We start from the raw sequence: 13,513 nt of genomic DNA, 5'->3' as shown, positions 1-13,513 counted from the left end.
CGCAGCACGAGCACGTCGTGGGAGGCCGAACGGGCGAACCCGGGCCGGTGTGCGCCGTCGTCACCCGCCCGGGGTGACGACGGCACACACCGGCCCGGACCAGGCTGGACGCAGCATCCCCGAGCCCAGGAGGAGCGTCATGGCCGCCGTGTTCCGGGGGAGGATCGAGCAGGACATCCGGGACTCGGTGCCCGACTGGGAGCCGTACCGCGAGCCGCAGGCCCCCGAGGGCGCGCCGAACGTCCTCTGTCTCGTGTGGGACGACATCGGCTTCGGCACCTTCGACTTCTTCGGCGGCCGGGTCGAGGCTCCCGCGATGCGGCGCATCGCCGACGCCGGTGTGCGCTTCACCAACTTCCACACCACGGCCCTGTGCTCGCCGACCCGGTCCTGCCTGATGACCGGCCGCAACGCCACCAGCAACGGCATGGCCTGCGTCACCGAGGTCACCAGCGGCTTCCCGGGCTGCAACGGACGTATCCCGCAGGAGAACGCCAACATCGCCGAGGTGCTCGTCGAGCGCGGCTGGAACACGTACTGCGTCGGCAAGTGGCACCTGTGCCCGTCCGAGGAGGCGAACATGGCCTCCTCCAAACGGCACTGGCCGCTGTCCCGGGGCTTCGAGCGGTTCTACGGCTTCCTCGGCGGCGAGACCGACCAGTACTACCCCGACCTGGTGTACGACAACCACCCCTACGAGGTGGAGCAGACCCCGGACCAGGGCTATCACCTGTCCAAGGACCTCGCCGACCGGGCCGTCCGGTTCATCCGGGACGCCAAGGTCATCGCCCCAGAGAAGCCGTGGTTCATGTACCTGTGCCCCGGCGCGGGACACGCCCCCCACCACGTCCCGCGCGACTGGGCCGACAGCTACCGCGGGGTCTTCGACGACGGCTACGAGGTCTACCGCGAACTGACCCTGCGGCGGCAGATCGAGCTGGGCCTCATGCCCGAGGACACCGAGCTCACCCCGGTCAACCCGCACGGTGAACCGCACGCCCTCGGCCCCACGGGGACTCCCTGGCCGGCCGGCGAGTTCGTGCGCCCCTGGGAGACCCTGAGCGACGGCGAGAAGCGCCTGTTCGCCCGCATGGCGGAGGTCTTCGCCGGTTTCGTCTCCTACACCGACGCCCAACTCGGGCGGGTGCTGGACTACTTGGCGGAGTCGGGCCAGCTGGACAACACCATCGTCGTGGTGGTGTCCGACAACGGCGCGAGCGGTGAGGGGGGTCCCAACGGCTCCCTCAACGAGAACAACTTCTTCAACGGGGTGCCCGACCGCATCGAGGACAACATCCGCCGCCTGGGCGACCTGGGCAGCCCGAAGACGTACAACCACTATCCGACGGGCTGGGCCTGGGCCTTCGACACGCCCTTCAAGTACTGGAAGCGGTGGGCCTCCTACGAGGGCGGTGTCGCCGACCCCATGTTCCTGTCCTGGCCTGCCGGTCTGGGCGAGGCGGCCGGCGGGATACGCCACCAGTACCTGCACGCCATCGACATCGTGCCCACGCTCTACGACCTGCTCGGCGTCGAACCGCCCGGCACCGTCAAGGGCCACGAGCAGACGCCCCTGCACGGCGCCAGCTTCCGCCCGGTGCTGGAGGACGCCGCAGCGCCCGACCCGCGCGACACCCAGTTCTACGTCATGCTCGGCACCCGCGGCATCTGGCACGACGGCTGGCACGCCTCCGCGCTCCACCCGCCCGCGCCGTCCGGCTGGAGCAGCTTCGACGACGACGTGTGGGAGCTGTACCGGCTGCGCGAGGACCGCTCCGAGGCCCGCGACCTGGCCGCCGAACATCCCGGGAAACTGGCCGAGTTGAAGCTGCTGTGGGCGCGGGAGGCCGAGCGGTACAACGGGCTGCCGCTGGACGACCGTACGGCGGCGGAGATCTTCTCCACACCCCGGCCCCAGCTCTCCGCGCCCCGGGACCGGTACGTGTACTACCCCGACTGCGCGGACGTGCCGGAGTCGGTGGCGGTGAACATCCGCGGCCGCTCCTACACCGTGGCCGCCGACGTGCACATCGACACGCCGGAGGCGCGCGGTGTGCTGTTCGCGCAGGGCGGGCGCTTCGGCGGGCACAGCCTGTACCTGCTGGACGGCCGACTGCACTACGTCTACAACTGGCTCGGCCTGCTGGAGCAGAAGGTCGTCTCGCCGGACCGCATCGGCGTCGGGGAGCACATCCTGTCGGCCGCCTTCACGGCCGAGGACCGCACCGAGGAGGGCATCACGAGCGGCACGCTCGTCCTCCGCGTCGACGACCATGAGGCCGGCCGCCTCGCCATCCGCACCCAGCCCGGCATGTTCTCCCTCGACGGCGAGGGACTGTGCGTGGGACGCGACAGCGGCCAGGCCGTCTCGGACGACTACGAGGCGCCGTTCCGGTTCCTCGGCGGCACCGTCCGGCACGTCCTGGTGGACGTCAGCGGGCGGGCCTTCGCCGACCTCGAGAAGGAGGTCACCGGGGCGTTCATGCGCGACTAGCACGGTCGGCAGTGAGGAGCCCGTGATGAGTGCGCACGCGTGGGCGGGACTTGCGGTGGCGGGCGTCACCGCCGCGTACGCCCTCGGCTCGCATCGGCTGGCCCGGACCCCGCTCACCTCGGCGATCGTGTTCGTGGGCGCCGGAGTCCTCATCGGCCCCGCGGTTCTCGGCCTCGTCGACATCGGCCACGACACGGCTTTGATCACGGCGCTGCTCGAAGCGGCCCTGGTCCTGGTGCTGTTCACGGACGCCATGGCGGTGCGCCTGCGCGATCTGACCACCGGTGGCTTCCTGCCCGGCCGGCTGCTGGGGATCGGACTGCCGCTGAGCCTGGCGGCCGGCTGGCTGCTGGCCTGGCCGCTCCTGCCCGGCCTGACGCTCTGGGAACTGGCCCTCGTGGGCGCCGTCCTCGCCCCCACCGACGCCGCCCTGGGCAAGACCGCGATCTCCGACCCGCAGGTGCCCGCCCTCGTACGGCAGGGGCTGAACGTGGAGAGCGGGCTGAACGACGGCATGGTGCTGCCGTTCTTCGTCCTGTTCCTGGCGGCGATCCCCGGTACCTCCTACGCGCACGAGGGGGTTGCCGGGGTGTTCTGGCGGGCCCTGCTGCTCAGCACCGCCCTGGGCCTGCTGATCGGCGACGTCTGCGGCCGGCTCCTGCGCGCCGCGCGCGGCAGGGGGTGGGTGGCCCGGGAATGGGGTCAGGTCTACGTCCTGGCGGTGGCGGCGGGCTCGTACGAGGCCGGTGTCGTCACCCGCGGCAGCGGCTTCATCGCCGCCTGGGTCGCCGGCTTCGCCTTCGGACACGCCCTGCGACGCCTCCCGGCGCCGGCCGGGCCGGAAGACCCGCAGCGCACGGCCGACTTCGCCGAGAACCTCGGCGGTCTGCTGGCCTCGATCAGCCTGATGATCTTCGGCGCGGTCCTCCTGGGACCCACCCTGCAGGACCTGAGCGGATCCGTGATCGGGTACGGCGTGCTGAGCCTCACCGTGGTCCGGCTCGTGCCGGTGGCTCTTGCGCTGCTGGGCAGTGGTCTGCGGGTGCCGACGGTCGCCTACCTGGGGTGGTTCGGGCCGCGCGGCCTCGCCTCGATCGTGCTGGCCCTGCTGGTGGTGGAGGAGCGCGTGCCGGGCACCGAGCAGATCGGGCGGGTGGTCGCCGTCACCGTCGCCCTCAGCGTCGTCCTCCACGGCGTCTCGGCGATCCCGCTCGCCGAGCGGTACGGCGCCTGGTACCGCGGGGCGAGCGCGTCGGAAGGCGCCGCCCTGCGCGAGGGGACGCCCGCACCCGAGGCCCCGGCACGCAGCCGCCTCGGCCGCCTCGACCGGCCCGTTCCCCGGATGCCCGGCCCCCGTTCGTCTGGCGGGTGAGGTCCGCCGTCCGCCCGGCTCATTGGGCACGCACGCGTTGCGCGATCACCCCGGTGATGGCGCGTGCGATGCGCAGGATGCCGGGGGAGCGCACCGGGCACGGCTTCGGCGTGGACGTCGTGGGGGCCAGGCAGAAGTGCAGGTAGTCCTGGTCGAGGTGGAGCGCGGTGCGGTCGCGGGACGGCTGGGTGCAGTAGTCGGGATGCTCGTGCTCGTACGTGGTGCACGGCAGGTACTGGGTCCAGGTGTAGCGGGCGCCTGCCGGGCTGACGGTGGCGCCCGCGTCGGCGACCAGGTCGCCCGCGGCCGCGGCCTGCCGCTCGTACATGCCGTTCACCCGGCGCACCCGGTCGGGTGTGATCGGATCGGGTCCCTGAAGCACCCACACGATCCGCGGCCGCCTGCCGCCGCCCGCGTCGGCGATCTGCTCGGTGAGCCTGGCCAGGTCGGCCTTGTAGCGGGTGAAGTACCGCTGCTGCGAGGCGTCGTAGGTGATGCCGTCCATGCACCAGGTGTAGCCCCAGGCGTTGCCCCAGAACTGGAGCACCACGTAGTCCGGGTGCAGCGAGCGCACGAGCGCGGCCGCCTTGTCGGAGTCCGGCACGAGCGACTTCGCTCCCGTGCCCTCCAGGTAGTCGCACAGGGTGGTGCCGGAGTACGGGGCGCTCCGGTACGTCGCGTTCAGGTCCCGGCGCAGCTGCGCGCCCAGCACGTCCTGGGCCTCCATCGCGAGCGAGTCGCCCAGGTACAGCACGCGGGGCCCCACGGCCGGCACGCTCGCGGAGGCGGGCGCCCGCTGGTGGGTCGTCGTCGCGGACACCCCGGGCACGGCCGGTGAGGGCGGCGCGGACTCCGGCCCGGACGACGGGTCGCCGCACGCGCCCAGCAGCAAGACTCCGGTCAGCAGCACGCCCACGATCCACGGTGTCCGCATGCAGCAACTCCCGCCCCGGCAACCGAAAACGGCTCCCCAGGCAAGCACAGCCGGGCACAAGGGGGAAGACGCGCAACCGAGTTCACCCCTCGCCCAGCCGCTCCAGAAGCTCCAGCAGGTCCGTCAACGGCAGCGGTTTGGCGAGGTGGGCGTCGAAGCCCGCCGCCCGGGACAGGGCGCGGTCGGTGCCCTGGCTGAACCCGGAGACCGCGATCAGGCGCGGCCGGTCGCCGTCGGGCCGCGCGCGTACAGCACGGGCCACCGCGTAGCCGTCGATGTCGGGCAGACCCAGGTCGCAAAGGACCACGTCGAAGGGCTCGCGCTCGGTGGCGGCCAGGGCGTCGTGGCCCGTGTGCACGGCCGTGACCCGGTGGCCCTGGCGCTCCAGCAGGGTGCGGTAGGTCTCGGCGAGGTCGGCGTTGTCCTCGACGATCAGGATGGCCAGCCGGCTCGCTGCCGGGCGGACGGCGGAGGGGCGCGGCTGCCGCGGGCCCGTGGCGTCGGTCGTGGGCAGCAGCACCGTGAAGGAGGCGCCCTTGCCGGGCCCGTCGCTGTGCGCGGAGATGCGGCCCTCGTGCAGCTCCACCACCGTCCGCGCCACCGCGAGCCCCAGCCCGAGCCCCTCCGGCGTGTCGGGACCCGCCGGCGCGGCCCGCATGAACACCCCGAACAGCTCCTCGGCCTGGGCCGGTTCGAAGCCGATGCCGTCGTCCCGCACGGTCAGCCGGGCCCGGCCGTCCTCGGCGCTCAGCCCCACCTCGGTGTGGCCGCCGGGCCGGGTGTACTTCAGCGCGTTCGACAGCAGGTTCGTCAGCACCTGCGCGAGCCGCAGCCGGTCCCCGTCCACGATCACCGGCCGGTCCGGCAGTACGACGCCCAGGGTGCGGCCCTCGTGCCCGAACAGCCCGCGGATGTCGGCGCACGCCCCGTCCACGACCGACCGCAGGTCGACGGGATCCCGCACCAGTTCGAGCCGCCCGGTCACCGCGCGGGTGCCGTCCAGCAGGTCGTTGCTCATCCGCGTGAGCGTGCCCAGCTGCCGCTCCAGGACGGCGAGCGCGGGGTGGCCCCGCGGCATGTCGAGGGCGAGCAGCTCGGTGGCAGCGGTGGCGGCGGCGAGCGGGTTGCGCAGCTCGTGCGAGAGCGTGGCGATGAAGCGGTCCTTGGCCCGCTGCTCCTCCCGTAGCCGCCGCCCCGCCGCGTCCAGTTCGGCGTTGGCCCGGCTCAGCTGCTCGTTCACCTCACGGATCTCCCGCGCCCGCACGAACAGGTCGATCTCCATGCCCTCGGCCCGCATCTGCGCGTCCGCGACGGCCCGCTGCTGCTCCCGCCCGACCTTGCGCAGATGCACGAACTCGGTGACGTCCTCGACCCGGTGGATGATGTACGTGAGCTGCCCGTCGGCGTCCAGGACCGGTGTGTTGACCGGGCTCCAGTACCGCTCGGCGAACGTTCCCTCCTCGCCCGTGGGGATGTCGTAGCGCTGCAACGCCATCGTGTCCGTGCGGCGGCTCGCCACCACCGTCTCCAGCGACCGGCGCAGGTTGGCGACGCCGTCGGCGGACGGGTCCTCGGGGTTGTCTGGAAACACGTCGAAAATGGGCCGGCCGACGATGCTCCGCTCGGTGCGGGTGGCCGTCAGGTAGGCGCGGTTGACCTCGACGATGGTGAAGTCGGGGGTGAGGACGAGCAGCGGGGACAGGGTCGCGTCGAACAGGGACCGGAAGTCCGGGTCCTCGGGCATGGTCGGACCTCCGGGGCCGCGGCGGGTGGCTCAGGGATCGAGGCGGTAGCCGTAGCCGCGCACGGTGACGATGCGCGGGACCGGCGGGGGCAGCTGCGCGAGCTTGCCGCGCAGCCGGTACACGTGCTCGACGACCGTCGCGGGCTGCTGCCAGGACGCGCCCCAGATGCGCTCCAGCACCTGCTCCGAGGAGAAGACCCGGCCGGGCGCGGCGGCCAGCATCTCCAGCAGCGCGTACTCCTTGGGCCGCAGCGTCAGCAGGACACCGTCGACGGAGGCCTGGCGGGCCCCGGTGTCGATGAGCAGCGAACCGGCCCGCAGCACCGTCGGCACGTCCGGCGGCTGCGAGCGGCGCAGCACCGCGTGGATACGGGCCACCAGTTCCCGCTGCGAGAACGGCTTGACGAGATAGTCGTCCGCGCCGATCTCCAGCCCCGCCACCCGGTCGGCCTCCGCTCCCCGCCCGGTGACCACGATGACCGGCAGCCGGCTCGTGGAGCGCAGCGCCCGCAGGAGTTCCAGGCCGGAGCCGTCCGGCAGCCCCAGGTCGAGGATCGCGAGATCGATGCCGCCCTCGTGGAGGGCGGACTTGCCGGCGCGCGCGTCCATGGCCCAGGTGACGGTGAATCCCGCGCGCTCCAGATAGGAACGGCACATCAGTGCGAAGTCGGGTTCGTCCTCGATCAGCGCGAGGTGCGGTCGCATTCCGCATCACCCGGCCCATCTGCCGTTCGCTCGTTGTGAAGCTCATGAGCGGACGTTGATGTCCCGACCATGTGGCGAAGGTAGAACAGTAAATGCCCACGGTTCAAGGGGGAGCCGCCCGGGGGGAGTTCCGGCGCGGGCGCGCACGGTGCGGGGATGCCACCACCGCCGTACGCACCCGCGCCGGAGCGCGCGCCCCGGCGCGAGGGGCGCACGCACGGAACGGGACGGTCCTTTGCACGAGAACACCCTGGAGCCCGTCACCACGGTCTCGTGGCCGCCACCGCCCGACGACCACGGACTCCTGAGCGCCGCCGACGGCCTCCTGGTCGCCGAACTGCGCGGCGACATCGACCTGGCGACCGTCCCTCACCTGAGGTTCTGGCTGGACTCCGTCGCGGCTCTGCGCGCCCCGGCGTACGTGGTCGACCTGTGCGCCGTCACCTTCATCGATTCCACCGGGCTCAGTCTGCTGCTGCGCATGCGCCGCCGGGCGCTGGAGGACGGCGGCGGGTTCGCCGTCGTGTGCAGCGCGCGCACCGTGCGGGTGCTGCGCGCCCACGGCAGCCTGGACGTGCTGGATCCGGCGGCCTCCGTGGACGAGGCGGTCGCCCGGCTCGCCGGATCCTGACCCGGTCTCACACCCGGTCGGCCACGATCATCAGGTACTGGAAGCTGCCGTTCTTGTACGCGCTGAGGAACGTGTCCTCGATGCCCGTGACCAGGTGCTCGGCCTCCCGGCGCAGCTCCCAGTAGGGGATGGTGTCCGCGGTGAGGTCCTGGACGTGGACGGGCACGAGCCGGTTGCGGGCCATCGCCCGGAAGTACTCCGAGCGCGGGTGGATGTCGCAGATGTAGTGGGCGTTGATGAGTGACACCTCGCGCGAGGCCCGCCCGTACGTGTCGTTGTAGCAGCCGGTGACGACGACGTACCGTCCGCCGCGGCGCAGCAGCCGGGCGTGCTCGGCGAACAGCAGCTCCAGCTCGACGTACATCGTCGACTCGTTGTTCCAGGACGCCGCGTAGGCGCCGGTCTCGAAGCCGGTGTCGAGCATGTTGCGGTGGTGGTAGCGGACCTTGCCGTCGATGCCCCGCTTGCGGGCCTGCTCGTTGGCGAAGGCGGCCTGCTTGGCGGAGATGGTCACGCCGTCGGCGTGGCAGCCGTAGCGCAGGTTCGCCACCACGCTGCCGCCGCCGCGTCCGCAGCCGGCGTCGAAGACGCGGTCGGCGGGGGAGAGCGGGCCGAGCCGGGCGGCGAGGAGCTCGGCCTGGGCGTGTTCGAGGCGGTGCAGCTCCGCGGTGATGCGCTCCCGGCGCAGGACGGGATCGGGCTCGTCGAGGACGGAGCGGTCGGCGGCGCCGATGCCGTAGTGGTGGTGGTAGAGGTCGTCGAGCTTCCCGAGTTCGAGGTTGACCGGGTTCTCCTCGGCGTTCCAGTAGTCCGCGACGCGGTTCTGGTACATGGACTGGGTCGGCAGGTTCCTGGCGTCGGCGGGGGCGATGGTCAACGGTGACTCCTTGTCGTCCTGCTGATGGTTCATCGGGGCTGCGCCTACCAGTAGTTGGGGAGGTGGTAGCGGTGGGTGTTGGTGGAGTGCCACTCGTGGTTGCCGGCCACCCAGTCCGACAGGCTTTGGGCGTAGCGCTCCACGAGGGGCGAGGCGGCGGCCAGGACGGCGGACTCCTCCTCGAAGGCGGTCATGATCTCGTTGTGGATCCGGACCGCCTTCAGATAGGCGGCCTTGAGCCCGCACCGCTCGTTGGCGGCGACGACCTGCGGCAGATTCAAGTGGTCCGGGTCGCTCGCCAGTTCCTTGGTGAACGAGTACAGGTCGTTGACGATGGTCGTCGCGTTGCAGGCCAGCGCGGTGATCCGCTGGATCTCGGGACGGGCGTACACGGCCTCCGGCAGCTCGTAGCCGTCGACGGCGTCGACGATCGACAGACAGGGCCGGAAGTTGTTGAACTGCCGCATCACCAGGTACTCCCACACCCGGGGCACGTACCGCGTCTCCATCCAGGCGGCCTCGGCGAGATACCCGAGGTGGAGGCGGGCGATGTCGTGGACGAAACGGTCCGTCTGACTGGGGGTGGCGAAGGCCGCGTAGTCCTTCATGGCCCAGTGGTACGAGCGCAGCGGGCCGTCCGCCTGCACCCCCTCGCGCCACTGCGCCTCCAGCGCGGGGGTGCCGTGGAACGGGTCGATCGCCGACTGGGCGAGGATCAGCGGGCCGCCGAGTCCGCGGCGCGCTCCGCCGCGGCCCTCGTCCTCCTCGCAGTAACAGCTGTCGACGAGGTTCTCGGCGAGCAGCAGTTGCCCGGCCACCGTCAGCCGCTCCAAATCGGCCGCACCGGGATGCTGGAGGACCACGGCCCGCCCGAACTGGAACCCCGAGAAGTCCCCCTTCCAGGCGGCGGGGAACAGGTCGAGGCCGCGCGCCCAGGCCTCCAGCCGGCGGTCGACCTCGGCGGCCTTCTCCGGGTCGGCGGGCGCGACGGGCCGGTACTTGAGCCCGGGGATCGCCCCGCCGCGCCGGGTGCGCACGGTGGCTGCCAGGTTGGGCGGGCCCGGCAGGGACGGGGCGGACGTGGGCGTGCTCATCGCGTTCTCCACCGGGTCAGTCGGCCGTCCGGCCGATCTGGACGTTCTCCAGGATCCCGGCCGCGTCGGGCACGAGGATGGCCATCGAGTAGTAGGCGGTGACGAGGTAACTGATGATCGCGGCCGCGTCGATGCCCATGAACCGCACGTTCAGGCCCGGCTGGTACTCCTCCGGGATGCCCGTCTGGTACAGGCCGATCACGCCCTGGTCGGACTCGCCGGTGCGCAGCGCGATGATGCTGCTGGTGTGCTGCGGGCTGATCGGGATCTTGTTGCACGGGAAGATCGGCACCCCCCGCCAGGCCGGAATCTCATGGCCGTTCACGCTCGCGGTGCCCGGCACCAGACCGCGCCGGTTGCACTGCCGGAAGAACGCGGCGATCGCCTTCGGATGGGCGAGGAACACCTTGGTCTTGCGGCGCATGGCCAGCAGCTCGTCCATGTCGTCCGGCGTCGGCGGCCCGGTGAAGGTGCTGACGCGCTGCCCGTAGTCGACGTTGTGCAGCAGCCCGAACTCCCGGTTGTTGACCAGCTCCCACTCCTGGCGCTCGCGGATCTCCTCAATGGTCAGGCGCAGTTGCTGCTCGGTCTGGTTCATCGGGTCGTTGTAGAGGTCGGCGACCCTGGTGTGCACCCGCAGCACGGTCTGGGTGAGCGACAACTCGTACTCGCGCGGGGCGAGTTCGTAGTTCACGAAGCCGCCGTCGATGGTCGGCTCGCCCACATGGCCGGCCTGCACGGGCACGTCTGCCTCGCCCTTGCGGTTCATCGGCAGCTTCTGCCGCTCGGCGTACGCCTCCAGATGCGCGGCCAGCGACGGCACCCGGTCGGTGAACTCCCGTACGACGTCCCAGGGCAGCACCAGCAGCACGCCGGGCGTCTCCGCCCGCACCGAGCTCAGCCACAGCGGGTCGGACTGGCCGATCGCCTCGTCGCCCATCTGGTCGCCGTCCGCGACCACGCCGAGGATCTCCTCCTCGCCGTACTTGCCGGCCGTGTACCGGGTGAACCTGCCGTGCACCACCAGATAGGTCTCCGTGACCGGCTGCCCGGCCTCGTACAGGACCTGCCCGGCGCGCACTTCGCGCACCCGGAAGCGGGTGGAGATCTCCCGGAGGACATCGATGTCGGGGTAGCCGCGCAACACCGGCAGCTCGGTGAGGGTCTCGGGGATGACCTTGACGTCGTCGGCGCCGTTCTGGTCGAACTGGACCCGGCCGCGCCCGATCCGCAGCTGGAGACGCCGGTTGACCCGGTAGGCGCCGCCCTTGACGTCCACCCACGGCAGGGCCTTGAGCAGCCATCGCGAACTGATGGCCTGCATCTGCGGTTCGGACTTGGTCGTGGTGGTGAGTTGGCGCGCCGCCCGGGTGCTGAGACTGGTGAGCTGGGCCTCGGCGGCGGGATCGTCGGTGGTGGGGCCGGTGACGCTTTCGGGGGCGGACACATTCCCTCCCTGGGATGCACATGGCGATGTGACAGGTGCGCACCGCATGTACAAGGCAAACAGCCGGGGGAGGGGCCCGGTACGGCGCGAAGGGGGCGGTTTCGCGTCCCGGATCACCAAACCCGTCGACCGGGGCGCGCCGGGCCGGGCCCGGTGATCGCGCGCCGGTCGCGCACCACCGGTACCGCTCAGTCGAGGTCGTTCACCAGTACGGCCGCCCCGTCGAACCGCCCGGCCCTGAGGTCCCGCAGCGCCTCGTCGGCCCGCGAGAGGGGGTAGGTGTGCGTGGTGGCGTGCACACCGTGCTCGGCGGCGAGGGCAAGGAACTCCCGCCCGTCAGCACGGGTGTTGGAGGTGACGCTGCGCACTTCCTTCTCGTAGAAGAGCTCGGTCTCGTAGTGCAGCGGCGGGACGTCGCTGAGGTGGATGCCGGCGATGGACAGGACGCCGCCGCGGTCGAGGGCGCGCAGCGCGACGGGGACGAGGTCGCCGACCGGCGCGAAGAGGATCGCGCTGTCCAGGGGCTCGGGCGGCAGCGCGTACGCGTCCTGCGCCGAGGCCGCGCCGAGGTCCAGCGCCAGCCGCCGCGCCGCCGCCCCGCGCGTGAGGACGTGCACGGTGGCGCCCTCGGCGAGCGCCACCTGCGCGCACAGGTGGGCGCTGCCCCCGAAGCCGTACAGCCCGAGCCGTCCGCCCGGCGGCAGCGCGGCCCGCCGCAGCGCGCGGAAGCCGATGATCCCGGCGCACAGCAGCGGGGCGATCGACACGTCGTCGAGGGCGCCCGGCAACCGGTACGCGTAGGCGGCCGGCACGGTCGTGTACTGCGCGTAACCGCCGTCGGCGTCCCAGCCCGTGTACCGGGAGGCCGGGCACAGGTTCTCCGCCCCGCGCACGCAGTACGCGCAGGTGCCGTCCGTACGCCGCAGCCACGCCACCCCCACCCGGTCGCCCACCGTGAACCCGCCGACCCCCGCCCCGAGCCCGGCGACCACGCCCACCACCTCGTGCCCGGGTGTCACCCCGGGCCGGTGAACGGGCAGATCGCCCTCGACGACATGCAGATCGGTCCGGCACACCCCGCACGCCCGCACCCGCACCAGCAGCTCGTCGTCCGCGGGCTCCGGGACCGGCTTGCGCACGAGCCGGAGGCCGCCGTCCTCCACCGCCCCGGGCATCACCACGGACCACGCCCGCATCGTCCTGTCCGTCATCCCACACCCCGTCCGTGACCTCGAAAGCCTTGGCGAAGCCTCCGGGAAGGCCTCGGAAACACTCGCCGTCCAGTCTGGAACGGACCGGCCGGTTCGGCGCGCGGTCCGCCGGACGGATGGCTAGCGTGAGGAAACGGACCAACCACCGATTCGGGAGAGGGCCGCAGTCATGGCCGTACAACCTTTGGGAACCCCCTGTTGGGCCGACGCGATGTTCGGTGACGTCGAGGGAGCGAAGAGCTTCTACGGCGACGTCCTCGGCTGGACCTTCGGCGAGGCGTCGTCGGAGTACGGGAACTACACCCAGGCCTACGCGGACGGCAAGGCGGTCGCCGCCGTCGTACCGCCGATGCCGGGCCAGGAGGGCCAGTCGCAGTGGTGCCTCTACTTCGCCTCGCCGGACGCCGCCGACACGGCCGCCAAGGTCCGGGAGAACGGCGGCCAGGTGTTGATGGAGCCGATGCAGGTCGGCGAGTTCGGCACGATGTGCATCGCGAGCGAGCCGAGCGGCGCCGTGTTCGGCGTCTGGCAGGCCGGCGTCCACGAGGGCTTCGAGGCGACCGCTGTGCCCGGCGCCTACGGCTGGGCCGAGGTCTTCACCCGCGAACCCGAGAAGACGGACGCCTTCTTCAGCGCCGTCTTCCCGTACTCGGCGCAGCAGATCGTCGACGACAACGTCGACTTCCGCCTGTTCAACCTCGGCGACACCACGGTCCTCGGCCGCATGAGGATGGGCGAGGAGTTCCCGCCCGAGGTGCCCTCGTACGTCAACGTCTACTTCGTCGTCCCCGACTGCGACGAGGCCGTCGCCAAGGCCACCAAGCTGGGCGGCACCCTGCGCTTCGGCCCGATGGGCAGCCCCTACGGCCGGTTCGCGGCGCTCAGCGACCCGCAGGGCGCGAACTTCTCGGTGATCGACATCTCCAAGACCGAGGGCGAGCTGCCGAAGACGAAGGACGTCTAGGGCGTCTCGGTGGGACAGGACGTCTCGGTGGGAGGCGATC

General features: G+C 71.8%; 11 protein-coding genes. 4 read left to right on the top strand and 7 right to left on the bottom strand.

The genetic code is table 11. The annotated features are described in order from the left end of the window. Nucleotides 1-139: 139 nt before the first annotated feature. Nucleotides 140-2,494: an arylsulfatase gene (locus MQP27_RS22510; RefSeq protein ID WP_242767103.1), complete on the top strand. Its 2,355-nt coding sequence runs from the start codon at nt 140-142 to the stop codon at nt 2,492-2,494. Between the two features lie 25 nt (nt 2,495-2,519). Next, the gene (locus tag MQP27_RS22505) at nt 2,520-3,866 is read left to right on the top strand and encodes a cation:proton antiporter (protein WP_242767102.1); all 1,347 of its coding nucleotides are present in this window, start codon (nt 2,520-2,522) and stop codon (nt 3,864-3,866) included. Nucleotides 3,867-3,885: 19 nt separating this feature from the next. Here MQP27_RS22505 and MQP27_RS22500 read toward each other — a convergent pair whose 3' ends face one another. The 3 genes from MQP27_RS22500 to MQP27_RS22490 form a co-directional block, all read right to left on the bottom strand. Next, on the bottom strand, nt 3,886-4,800 hold the full coding sequence (locus MQP27_RS22500; RefSeq protein WP_242767101.1) for an SGNH/GDSL hydrolase family protein: 915 nt from the start codon (nt 4,798-4,800) through the stop codon (nt 3,886-3,888). An 82-nt stretch (nt 4,801-4,882) separates the two neighbouring features. Then, nucleotides 4,883-6,544, bottom strand: a complete 1,662-nt coding sequence (locus MQP27_RS22495) for an ATP-binding response regulator (RefSeq protein WP_242767100.1) — start codon at nt 6,542-6,544, stop codon at nt 4,883-4,885. A 30-nt stretch (nt 6,545-6,574) separates the two neighbouring features. Beyond that, entirely contained in the window at nt 6,575-7,249 is a 675-nt protein-coding gene (locus tag MQP27_RS22490; RefSeq protein ID WP_242767099.1) for a response regulator transcription factor, read from the bottom strand. Nucleotides 7,250-7,484: 235 nt separating this feature from the next. On the opposite strand from MQP27_RS22490, the gene MQP27_RS22485 reads away from it, so the two are divergent. Beyond that, on the top strand, nt 7,485-7,880 hold the full coding sequence (locus MQP27_RS22485; protein WP_242767098.1) for an anti-sigma factor antagonist: 396 nt from the start codon (nt 7,485-7,487) through the stop codon (nt 7,878-7,880). Between the two features lie 7 nt (nt 7,881-7,887). Here the strand turns inward: MQP27_RS22485 and MQP27_RS22480 are convergent, their stop codons facing one another. The 4 genes from MQP27_RS22480 to MQP27_RS22465 all read right to left on the bottom strand — a co-directional run bounded on the left by MQP27_RS22480 (nt 7,888) and on the right by MQP27_RS22465 (nt 12,494). After that, entirely contained in the window at nt 7,888-8,790 is a 903-nt protein-coding gene (locus MQP27_RS22480; RefSeq protein ID WP_372511276.1) for a geranyl diphosphate 2-C-methyltransferase, read from the bottom strand. 11 nt (nt 8,791-8,801) lie between these two features. After that, entirely contained in the window at nt 8,802-9,851 is a 1,050-nt protein-coding gene (locus MQP27_RS22475) for a family 2 encapsulin nanocompartment cargo protein terpene cyclase (RefSeq protein ID WP_242767097.1), read from the bottom strand. A 16-nt stretch (nt 9,852-9,867) separates the two neighbouring features. Next, nucleotides 9,868-11,298, bottom strand: coding sequence for a family 2B encapsulin nanocompartment shell protein (locus tag MQP27_RS22470; protein ID WP_242767096.1), 1,431 nt, complete (start codon nt 11,296-11,298; stop codon nt 9,868-9,870). 188 nt (nt 11,299-11,486) lie between these two features. Continuing rightward, nucleotides 11,487-12,494 carry a zinc-binding alcohol dehydrogenase family protein gene (locus MQP27_RS22465; RefSeq protein WP_242767158.1) on the bottom strand — a complete coding sequence of 336 codons (1,008 nt, stop codon included), beginning with the start codon at nt 12,492-12,494 and terminating at the stop codon, nt 11,487-11,489. 184 nt (nt 12,495-12,678) lie between these two features. Between MQP27_RS22465 and MQP27_RS22460 the strand changes: the two genes are divergently transcribed. Continuing rightward, entirely contained in the window at nt 12,679-13,473 is a 795-nt protein-coding gene (locus MQP27_RS22460) for a VOC family protein (RefSeq protein WP_242767095.1), read from the top strand. The last annotated feature ends 40 nt before the right edge of the window (nt 13,474-13,513 follow it).

Origin of the sequence: Streptomyces cylindrosporus, from assembly GCF_022698165.1 — a bacterium.
Taxonomy (GTDB): domain Bacteria; phylum Actinomycetota; class Actinomycetes; order Streptomycetales; family Streptomycetaceae; genus Streptomyces; species Streptomyces cylindrosporus.
This window is presented reverse-complemented; position numbering and strand designations above follow the sequence as displayed.